Genomic DNA, 9139 nt, shown 5'->3' on the forward strand with positions numbered 1-9139 from the left:
GCCACGCCAAGCACGGCGATGACGCCACTGGGCCCGGAGACTCCCAGGGAGATCATCAGCAGCGCAGCGATGATCAAAGTCGACAGGGTCAGCCCCGAGATCGGGTTGTTGGTGGATCCGATCATCCCGACCAGGTACCCCGACACGGTGGCGAAGAAGAAGGCGGCGATGATCATCACGACGGCCGCCACCGTGCCGCCGGCCACCAGGCCCGAAAGATAGATGTAGAGGCCGACCATCAGGATGAACATCACTCCGATGAGCGCGAACACCGTGCGCGAGCTCATGTAGCGCTCGGTGCGCCCCACCGTCTCGGGGGCCGGTGCGCCGCCGCGCAGCTCCTGGAAAGCCTTGCCCAGCCCGCCGATCAGGTTCTTGCGCATCCGATAGAGGGTGTAGGCGGCGCCCACCATCATCCCGCCCACCGCGATCGGCCGCACGATGTACCGCCAAACGCCTTGCGCCAGGCCGTCCCAATCGGCCGCCTGGGCGCCCGCAGGGAAGAAGCTGTTGAGCTGCGGTCCGAGGAAATAGATCAGAACCGGGATCATCAGACCCCAGGCCAGGACGCCACCGGAAAAATTGAGCGACGCCAGGACGGGGCCGATGATGTAGCCGACGCCGACGTAGGCCGGGCTGATCGCCGGCGCAGAGAACTTGGTGATGCCGCCGGTCTGCAGGACCTGGGTCGAGCCTTTGGGGCCGAGCCGCACGAAGCTGCGCCCCATCTCCCCGACCTTGACGAAGATCTCCTTGGTCTGCGCGTACAGTCCGATCGCTCCGAGGAAATAGATGAGCGCGCCGAATCCCATGTTGTAGAAGAGGTACTTCGCCGCCTCGCCGCCCCGCTGGCCGGCCTTGTGGATCTCCGCGGCTGCTACCGACTCGGGGAAGGGCAGCTCCTCGTCCTCGACCATCACGCGGCGCACCAGCGACACGAACAGCACGCCGAGGAATCCGCCCACCAGCATGAGGGCCGTCGATTTCCAGTAGGCGTCCCCGGCCGTGAAGGAGGGCCAGGCGCCGGCCAGGACAAACGCCGGCAGGGTGAAGATGGCGCCCGCGGCGACCGACTCTCCGATCGACCCTGCGGTGCGCGCGATGTTCTCCTCGAGAATCGAGCCTTTGAAGATTCTTCCCACGACCCACATGCTCACGACCGCCGCCGGGTAGGTCGCCGCAATCGTGACGCCGGCGCGCAGCCCCAGGTAGGCGTTCGCGGCTCCCAGGATCAGGGTCATCAGAATCCCGAGGATGAGCGCGCGGGGGGTGAATTCCGTCATGGCCATCGACTCGGGAACGAATGGCTGGTGCTTCCTGCCTTCCGGGGGCTGGGAGCTCTCAGGCTTCGACATGGAGTTGCGTGCCTCCAGTTTTTGTGAGTGCCGACGACGAGAGATTCGCGCGACTCTATCCCAGCCCCGAGAGGACTGTCAACGAAACTTGGCCCTTCCGGCGCCTTGGGCGGGATCGGGCCGGCGTTTCGCGCCGCCGGGTGCGGCGCTATAATGGCGCGCCTCGGAGATCCCGCATCCGATTCGCCCTCAATGCCGGCCCTCCCGGCCGGACCGCAGGAGGTTGAATGTCCGATCTGCTCGCCGCGGCACGCACCGCCGTCTCCCAGTGCCTGGGGGCGAAACCGGGCGAAAAGCTCCTGGTCATCACCGACGAGCCGCTGCGCGAGATCGGATTGGCCCTGTTCGACGCCGGCCGCGAGGCGGGGTGCGAGCCGATCCTGTGCGAGATCGTGCCGCGCCGGAACAGCGGCGAGCCGCCTCCGGAGCCGCTCCCCGAGTTCTGGAAGCGCTTCGACCTCTTCCTGGCTCCCACCAGCCGGTCGCTGACCCACACCCGGGCCCGCAAGGAGGCGAGCGAGGCCGGCGTCCGCGGCGCCACGCTGCCGGGAATCACGCGCGACACGATGGCACGCTGTCTCGCGGCCGACTACCGCGAGGTGGGGCGGCGCAGCGAGCACCTGGCGCAGATCCTCACGAGCGGCAAGACCGCTCGGGTGACCACCGCCGCGGGAACCGACATCACGATGTCGATCGAGGGCAGGACGGGCGTTGCCGATACGGGCTTGCTGACCGGGAAGGGTGCCTTCGGGAACCTGCCCGCGGGGGAAGCGTTCCTCGCCCCGGTGGAAGACTCGGCCGAGGGCACCATCGTCGTGGACGGGTCGATCGGGGACAGCGGCGTGCTGCGCGAGCCGATCACCCTGGTCGTGCAGCAAGGGGCCGTGACGGAGATGCGCGGTCCCGGCGCCGAGGATCTCCGCCGGCTCCTCGATCCTCACGGGCCGCAGGCCTACCGGATTGCCGAGCTGGGAATCGGCACCAACGACAAGGCGCGCATCGTGGGGAACGTCCTGGAGGACGAGAAGGTGATGGGGACGGTGCACATCGCCATCGGCAACAACGCCTTCATGGGAGGGACAATCGACGTCCCGAGCCACCACGACGGAGTGCTGCGCTCCCCGGACCTGCTCATCGACGGCGTCGCGGTGATGCGCGCCGGGAAGCTGCTCTAGCCGTGCCGAAGACCAAGCTCTGCCCCTACTGCGGGGCCGGCAACGGCGTCTATGCCGCGCAGTGCTCCTCCTGCCACCGCTCGCTCGTCTTCGAGATGCCCTGGACGGTCAACCTCCTCACCCTGCTGATCCTGGGCATCCTCGCCTACCTCACCTTTTACGGGCTGGAGTACCTGCGCTCCAGGATGCAGTGAACTCCAACCTGCTCACCCCGAAGCTTCCGTTATCTAGCCACCCGTATCGCAAGGCGCGATAGCCAACGAGTTGCCAGCGAGACGCAAAGCATCAAGGCGGGATGGATCGGCGGCCGAAGGGTTACGCGCTGCCGTTCAGCCGCCGGCTGTCTTCTGGCCGGTCGGCTGTAAGGGCAGTTATTTCTGGCGCGCGACACTAAGTCTTGGGCGGGATGGCGGGCGAGGTCTGCGGCGCCTGCGGGACGGGCGCGACCGAGGGAGCGGTCCCTTCGAGGTATTTCTGCGGGGCCTGGCCCAGCTCCTTGATGGCCGCTTCGCTCAGGTGAGGAAAGCGGATCTGATCCCCGGCGCGCAGCATATTGATGTTCTTCTTGAACTTCTTGGGGTCGAAGGTTCCCTTCTCGTCGAAATAGTTGGCCTTGTCGTACAGCAGGCGGCTGTCGGATTGCAGCCATACATAGGCGGCGATTAGCGACGCGATCTCCTTGTTCCCCGGGTTTGTGATGTCGATCCCGAGGGCTGCGGCGTACTTGATCCCGACTCCCCACGCCCCCCACTTGTCGTCGTCGGTCACCGTGTAGGTGATGATGGCGTGGTCTTCGGTGTAGTTGTGCGCCGTCGGCTGCGCATCCTTGTGCGTCTTGAACCCTTCCTTCACCGGGACGGTGTCGAAGTACCACTTTTCCCAGCTGAAATTTGCGATGGGCTGGAACAAGGGTCCGAGCGTCGCCACGTCGAGCTGCTTGGTGACGATGCGCCGCGCATAGTCGGCCAGCGCGCTCTGGATCTCGACATGCTCTTCGTAATAGGTCTTGCCGGTTTCCTTGGCTTTGTGGGACATGGAGACGGCCGCCTGCTTGGAGGGGGGCGGAAGATCGGGAGGGAGGGCGCGGCCCGAGTTCGGGTCCCGCAGCAGCGTCAGAGCGGCGAAGGCGCCGCCTCCCACCAGGATGACGATGAGGGCGATTATCGCGACGCGCTTCTGCCACACCCCTTCGCGCTTCTGATCCCCCAGCTCCCGTTCCAGCGACTCCATGAAATGCTTGTCGATCTCGCCCATCGTCTCCTCGCGCGACGTGGATTCAGGCAAAACCCGGTGCGGCGTGCCAGCGCCGCCTACTGCCGCTGCCTGATGACGGATTCCCGGGGAAGCGGCTCATTATAGCCAGACGACCCCACCTGTCAAACACGCACCTTCATGCCGTCGCGCGCCAGCCGGAAGCCCGCCACGCTCCGGCGCCCCGCCAGCTCGGGCCCCAGGTGAGTCAGCAGCACGGAGCCCACCTCGAGGCTCCCTCGCAGCTCGCGCAGCTCCTGGAGCGACAGGTGCTTGCCGGTGTCGCGGCGATCATGCGTGCATTCGCACAGGAAGAGATCGGCGCCGCGGATCCGCTCGGGCAGCTCGGGAAACCATCCGGTGTCGCCGCTATAGGCCAGCTCGCGGCCGCGCCACTGGAGCCGGTAGCCGAAGTTGCGCCGCTTCTCCTGGTGATGCACCGGAAACGGGACGATCCGCGGCCCGGAGGCCCCGGCTGGAAGGAAGGGGCGATCCGCCGCCAGCGGCAGGTAGCGGACCCTGAATCGCCGCGGCTTTTCACGGCGGGGAGGATAGAGGACTCCGTAGATCGATTCGATCCGGTCGCGAATCCCGGGCGGTCCCGCGATGCGCAGCGTCTTGCGCGGCGGGCGGACCTGCTGGAAGGCGTGATAGAGGATTGGCACGCCCCCGAGGTGGTCGGCGTGCATGTGGCTCAGGAGGATCAGGTCCAGATCCGCCGGATCCACGCCGGCTTTCTGCAGCGCCGCCGGCGTCGTCACCCCACAATCCAGAAGGAGCAGGAGCTGCCCCGCCCGCAGCAGGTAGCCGCTCTGGTTGCGGCCGCCGCTCCCGAAGGCGTCCCCCGATCCGAGCACGGTCAGGATCACGCGGCACTCCTCGCCTTCCCCCGCCCCAGCATAGCAGGTCCATCGCTTCCGGCCCCTTCACCGGCCGCGGGCGCGCCCCAAGGGGGCTCCCTGCTAGAATACCGCGCATGAAAATAACGCTGCTGGGCGTGCCCTCGAGCATCGGGGCGCGCAACCTCGGAACCGAGAAGGCTCCGACTGCCTTGCGGGAAGCGGGGCTCCTGCGCCGGCTGGGCTCCAGCGGGATCGACTGGCGCGATGCCGGCGACCTTCCGGCTTTCTCTTATGTCGAGGACGACGATCCGGCGCACGCAAGGCACAAGAACTTGGAGGGAGTTCTGCACATGGCCCGCACGCTCGCCGACAGGGTGGACGCCATCCTGAGCGAGTCGCGGGCCGCCCTGATTCTGGGAGGCGATTGCACGGTGGCCCTCGGGACCCTCGCCGGCGCGACACGTGTTCACTCCGAGGTGGGGTTGGCCTACTTCGATCGCGACGCCGAGCTGAACACTCCCGCGACGACGCCGTCGGGGATACTGGATGGGATGGTGATCGCCCACCTGCTGGGGCGTGGCGAGCCGTCGCTGGCGACCTTCGAGCGCCCGGCGCCGTTGCTGCGTCCCGGAAAGCTGGCGCTCTTGGGGGTCGGTCGGCTGGATGCGCAGGAGATTCCGGTCTTCGAGGCGCTGCCCGCGCTGCGCGTTTCCTCTCAGGAGCTGCGCGCCATGCCGGCAATGCGTGCGGCGGAGGAGGTCCTGGCACGGCTCGCGGTCGGGTCGGACCGCTTCTGGGTCCATTGCGACCTGGATGTTCTCGAGGGAGACGAGATGCCGGCGGTCGACTTCCCGGCCCCCGGCGGCCTCGCCTTCCCGCAGCTGACCGGGATCCTGCGCACTCTCGCCGCCTCTCCGGGCTTCGCCGGAATGGAGATCACCAATTTCAACCCGGATCGCGACACCGGCGGCAAGGCAGCCCGGCGCGTCGTGGAGATGGTCGGGGAAATCCTCACGGAGGCCGCTGCGTGATTCGATCCGTCCCGGTCGCCCGGCGCCGCGCGCCGTTCGGTATTCTTGCGCTTCTTTTCCTGCCTCCGCTGGCGTCCCCCGGAATCGCCTTCGAGCTGCCGGAAGTGCGCGCCATCTACCAGCAGCCGCTGATCGACGGCATTCGTCCCTCCGGCGGGAAGATCTCGCCGGATGATCGATGGGTCGCCTATTTCTGGAACGAGGAAGGCCTCCCCCGGCCCCTGAACCTCTACGTCGTCTCCACCCATGGCGGCGAGCCGCGCAAGCTGAGCAGCTTCACCTCGCCGATTCCGGAGTCCACCAAGCCGCTGTCGTGGCCGCGCTCCGGCGCCGGCGCCAATCTGGAGTTCTCTCCCGACTCGCGCAAGATCCTTTATTCCTACGAAGGGGACCTCTACGTGGCCGACGTCGAGGGCGGCCGGAACGAGCGGCTGACCCGCACGCGGGCCGGAGAGTCCGAGCCGATCTGGGCCCCCGACGGGAAATCGATCCTCTATGCCAGCGGCGGGTCACTCTACCGGCTGAATTATCCGGGGCCCGGGCTGCTGCAGCTCACGGCCGCTTCCGGGGATGCTGCGCACGAAACGCCGCGCTGGTCTCCCGACGGGACCCGCGTCGCTTTCGTCTCCGAGGAAGGCAAGGACCAGCACGCTTTCCAGGTCCCTTACTACATCGACGAATGGGTGAGCACCAAGGATTCGAAGCGTGGCTACAGCAAGAGCCGGGTCGGCGTGGTCTCCGCCGAAGGAAGCGCCGTGCGATGGATCGATCCGGGGGAAGACGGCATCTGGTGGCTGAACGAGCTGGTCTGGTCGCGGGACGGGAAATCGCTTCTCGTCGATTACCTCTCGAAAGACACCCGGACTCGCACCATCGTGGCGGCGGACGTGCCGCTCATCGCCGCCGGCACGACCGTGCCGGAGGATCGCAGCGCCCTCCCCTCGCCCCCCGAGAAGAAGGAGGAGGCGCCGATCAAGGCCTGGCGCGTCTACCAGGAATCCGACCCGAAGTGGGCCTACACCTATGACGGCTTCGTGACCGACACCACTTCGACCGATTTCTCGCGCGACGGCGAGCGCATTCTCTTCACTTCCGAGAAGACCGGCTTCAACCAGGTGTATGCCGTGGGACGGACCGGAGGCAAGCCGAAGCGCGTGACGCGCGGCGAAGCCGGCGCGGTGGACTGGGCCGGGTGGACCGGCGATGGGCGCTCGATCCTGACGCTGGGCTACGACACCGACGCCTCGCGCCGGGCGCTCTACCTGACGCCGGGAGCGGGAGGGAAGCCCGAGGCAATGGCTCTCTCCTCGACCTATCTCACCCACCCTTTCCTGTCGAAGTCGGGCAAGCTCGTCCTGGTCGAAGGGTCGGTGCTCGGGACGCCCTACAACTATTTCGTCGCCGATCTCGATTCGAAGAGCGCCGTGCAGGTGACGCGCACCGCGCCCGCGGGTTTCCCGGAGGCGGCCCTTCCGGTCAGCCTGCCCGAAGGTAGGGTGAAGCGGGCGGGATGGCAGATCCCCGAGCGGGTCTCATTCAAAGCGCAAGACGGGACGATGCTCTACGGCTTTCTCTACGGGACGCCGGAAACGGCCGACGCGTCCGCGACGGAAAAGCGTCCCGTGGTGATCTTCGTGCACGGCGCCGGAATCCAGCAGAACGTCGTGCAAGGCTGGACCATTTACTCCCCCAACTTCAAGTTCGCCACCGTCCTGGTGAACCGCGGCTTCGTGGTGTTCGAGGTGGACTATCGCGGCAGCAGCGGCTACGGGCGCGCCTTCCGGACCGACGTGTCGGGCTACCTTGGAGGCAAGGACCTCGACGATATCCTCTCGGGGGTCGACTTCCTCAAGACGCTGCCGCAGGTCGATACGAGGAGGATCGGCATTTACGGCGGATCTTACGGCGGCTTCATGGCTGAGATCGCGCTGTTCCGCCATCCCGGCCTCTTCGCCGCCGGGGCGGCGCTGCGCCCCGTCGCCGACTGGGCCAATTACTACCGCAGCAATATCTTTTATTGCACGCAGCGCCTGGGCACGCTGGAGGACAATCCCGAGGCCTATCGCCGCTCCTCTCCCATCAATTTCGCCGAGGGGCTGCAGGATCCGATCCTGCTGCTGCATGGCGTTCTGGATTCGAACGTTCCCTTCCAGGACACGGTGCAGCTTACCGACCGCCTGCAGCGCTATGGGAAATCGTTCGAGCTGATGATTTACCCGAGAGAGGACCATACCTTCACCGAGCCGGAGAACTGGATCGATCAGTACAGCCGCATTCTCGACTTTTTCGTGAGGCATCTGAAGCCATGATTGCACTCCGCCGCATCGCCGCCATCTGCGTCCTTCTCGCGATCCTGTTTCCCGGGTGCGCCGCTCCCTCGGCCACCGCTCCCCCCGACACCAAGCCCAAATCGGCGGCGCTGCTGAGGACCTACTTCGTCCCCTTGAGGCCCGACACTCAGATGGGACAGGCCCATCCGCCCACCGATCGATTCCAGACCAGCGGCTACCTCCCGGGAGGGATGGACGGCAAGGCCCAGCTCTGGGCCCTCAGCCAGCGCTTTACGCTCCCGACCCTGGCTTTTCAGTACAGCGATGTCCAGCCCCTCGAGCCCGGGAAGGAAACGATCCTGCAGATGGGCTTCGGCCAGACGATCCAGGTGAAGATCTCGGACGAGACGTCGACCGGAGGCGCGGAGCTCGCGCTGTTCAACATCACCTTCGGGTCGAAGGAGGTGATCCGGCGGAAGATCCCATGGAAGGACGGCCAGGTCCTCCTGTTCGCGGGCCATATCGATCCTTCCCTGCCGATCATCTCGATCTTCGCGATCGAGATAAAGCACTTCGCGCAGGACCAGTCGGCCGCCTACACCGGATTCCTCATGCAGGGACGCCGCGACGCCGAGGCCTTCGCGCCACCTCCCGTGACGCAGCGGGACAAGGAGCCCTACCTGCCGGGAGTGGGAGACGTGACGATGCCGGAGGTGATCACGCGCCAGAACGCGGTCTATCCCGAGGCGGCCCGCGCCGACAAGCAGGAGGCCCAGGTGATCATCGAAGTGGTGGTGGACAAGGAAGGCAAGCCGACCAACCCGCGCGTCATCACGCCGCCGACCATCTTCGACGCCGCGGCGCTCGACTCGGTCGCCACCTACCGCTACAAGCCGGCGATGAAGAATGGGCAGCCCGTGGCGGTGACCATGAACATCATCACCGTCTTCAAATTTACTATGCAACCGAACCAGTAGTTGGCATCGGTGAAGGGAGCTGACTTGGCCCTTACAGCCGACCGGCCATGAAAATGGCCGGCGGCTGAACGGCCGGGGATGGAGACTACGCCATTATCAGCCTAGTCCCGAAATGGTAGCTGAAACGTTAGCTAGCAATATTGAGAGCTAGCGATTGGCGAAGAGTGGAGACTGAGTGATACGAGAATCTAAGGCTGATCTCGCGCGTCAGGCCGAGGTAAGAAGGGTCGCCCGGGCT

General features: G+C 66.2%; 8 protein-coding genes. 5 read left to right on the forward strand and 3 right to left on the reverse strand.

Annotated features, from left to right (window positions below; translation table 11 throughout):
- On the reverse strand, positions 1-1355 hold a 1355-nt coding region (locus VFW45_09050; GenBank protein HEU5180927.1), incomplete at its 3' end, for an oligopeptide transporter, OPT family.
- 227 nt (positions 1356-1582) lie between these two features.
- Between VFW45_09050 and VFW45_09055 the strand changes: the two genes are divergently transcribed.
- Positions 1583-2530, forward strand: coding sequence for an aminopeptidase (locus VFW45_09055; protein HEU5180928.1), 948 nt, complete (start codon positions 1583-1585; stop codon positions 2528-2530).
- A 2-nt stretch (positions 2531-2532) separates the two neighbouring features.
- A complete protein-coding gene (locus VFW45_09060; protein ID HEU5180929.1) occupies positions 2533-2724 on the forward strand; it encodes a hypothetical protein in 192 nt (63 codons plus the stop codon).
- A gap of 196 nt (positions 2725-2920) precedes the next feature.
- Here the strand turns inward: VFW45_09060 and VFW45_09065 are convergent, their stop codons facing one another.
- The gene (locus VFW45_09065) at positions 2921-3784 is read right to left on the reverse strand and encodes a hypothetical protein (protein HEU5180930.1); all 864 of its coding nucleotides are present in this window, start codon (positions 3782-3784) and stop codon (positions 2921-2923) included.
- Between the two features lie 122 nt (positions 3785-3906).
- Complete coding sequence (locus tag VFW45_09070; GenBank protein HEU5180931.1) at positions 3907-4650, reverse strand: MBL fold metallo-hydrolase; 744 nt, start codon at positions 4648-4650, stop codon at positions 3907-3909.
- 107 nt (positions 4651-4757) lie between these two features.
- Here VFW45_09070 and VFW45_09075 point away from each other — a divergent pair, with 107 nt between their 5' ends.
- The 3 genes from VFW45_09075 to VFW45_09085 are packed head-to-tail and all read left to right on the forward strand — an operon-like array spanning position 4758 to position 8901.
- Positions 4758-5654 (forward strand): arginase family protein, encoded by an 897-nt coding sequence (locus VFW45_09075; protein HEU5180932.1) that lies wholly within the window; start codon positions 4758-4760, stop codon positions 5652-5654.
- Positions 5651-7963 carry a prolyl oligopeptidase family serine peptidase gene (locus VFW45_09080; protein ID HEU5180933.1) on the forward strand — a complete coding sequence of 771 codons (2313 nt, stop codon included), beginning with the start codon at positions 5651-5653 and terminating at the stop codon, positions 7961-7963. Before VFW45_09075 ends, VFW45_09080 begins: the two co-directional genes overlap by 4 nt.
- Positions 7960-8901, forward strand: coding sequence for an energy transducer TonB (locus tag VFW45_09085; protein HEU5180934.1), 942 nt, complete (start codon positions 7960-7962; stop codon positions 8899-8901). Before VFW45_09080 ends, VFW45_09085 begins: the two co-directional genes overlap by 4 nt.
- The last annotated feature ends 238 nt before the right edge of the window (positions 8902-9139 follow it).

Source organism: Candidatus Polarisedimenticolia bacterium (assembly GCA_035764505.1).
In the GTDB taxonomy this organism is placed as follows: domain Bacteria; phylum Acidobacteriota; class Polarisedimenticolia; order Gp22-AA2; family AA152; genus AA152.

What these genes read in the sequence shown, in the direction of transcription:
- VFW45_09055 (HEU5180928.1), top strand. Translation starts at nt 1,583, where the DNA reads ATGTCCGATCTGCTCGCCGCGGCACGCACCGCCGTCTCCCAGTGCCTG.
- VFW45_09065 (HEU5180930.1), bottom strand. Translation starts at nt 3,784, where the DNA reads ATGGGCGAGATCGACAAGCATTTCATGGAGTCGCTGGAACGGGAGCTG.
- VFW45_09075 (HEU5180932.1), top strand. Translation starts at nt 4,758, where the DNA reads ATGAAAATAACGCTGCTGGGCGTGCCCTCGAGCATCGGGGCGCGCAAC.
- VFW45_09085 (HEU5180934.1), top strand. Translation starts at nt 7,960, where the DNA reads ATGATTGCACTCCGCCGCATCGCCGCCATCTGCGTCCTTCTCGCGATC.